This is a genomic window from Pseudomonas sp. SIMBA_068 (assembly GCF_046534705.1).
Lineage (GTDB): Bacteria > Pseudomonadota > Gammaproteobacteria > Pseudomonadales > Pseudomonadaceae > Aquipseudomonas > Aquipseudomonas putida.
The window spans coordinates 1-258 of record NZ_JAWRYI010000913.1 but is presented as its reverse complement, the minus strand read 5'-3'; the positions used below and the strand labels follow the sequence as shown (position 1 = coordinate 258).

Here is a 258-nt window from a genome sequence, read left to right as displayed (position 1 = left end):
GGCGCAGTCGCTGACGTCATTGAGCGGCGCCTCGGATGTTACTTACCTGCTGACCGAAGAGGCCCGCCTGACCAAGCGCCTGTTCAAGTTGGCCGCAACGGCAACCGCCTATGGCGATTTCGTCCGGGCCAAAGGTGGCAGTGGCGTAGATCCAGCCAATCGATTTATCGATCACGGTAACTACCTGGCCTACGGTTTGGCTGCGACCGCCACCTGGGTGCTGGGGTTGCCCCATGGGCTGGCGGTGCTGCATGGCAA

At 62.0% G+C, this 258-nt stretch carries 1 pseudogene; it reads left to right on the top strand.

Going from position 1 to position 258, the window contains the following annotated elements:
- Positions 1–258, top strand: a pseudogene (locus SB756_RS32040) (subtype I-F CRISPR-associated endonuclease Cas1); the annotation flags it as partial.